This window comes from Wolbachia endosymbiont of Drosophila incompta, assembly GCF_001758565.1.
Classification (GTDB): domain Bacteria; phylum Pseudomonadota; class Alphaproteobacteria; order Rickettsiales; family Anaplasmataceae; genus Wolbachia; species Wolbachia pipientis.
The window spans coordinates 246,722-247,153 of the sequence record NZ_CP011148.1 but is presented as its reverse complement, the minus strand read 5'-3'; positions in this window follow the sequence as shown (position 1 = coordinate 247,153).

The window sequence follows — 432 nt, the reverse complement described above, 5'->3', positions numbered from 1 at the left end:
AAAATAATTTGAATGCAGCTCAGAAATTAAAGAGAGCCTAAACTTTAAGAACCCGCTAAACGGAAGTCCGACCTCCTAGACACCTTACTATTTGAGTTGTTTCCATTTTGGAAATAACTGTTTACTGGAGCTGAGAAGAGGTCACATGAATTTTTGATAAAACAGATATTCCCCTCTATCCAGCTCATTAATAAGTTATAATAGCCCTCTAAAGACGTTTTAAAGAATTTAGTTGCAGTAGAGACAATTAATTGGTTAAATTCCTATTGATGATCAATGGTTTGTTTGTAAGTTATAGGAGATAGATAATGGATGAGAATAAGATTGTATTTTATACTACTCCAGGTGGAAATATAGAAATTGAAGTTTTATGCAGAGATGAAAATCTTTGGCTTACGCAAAAAAGGATGGCTGAATTATTTGATGTACAAC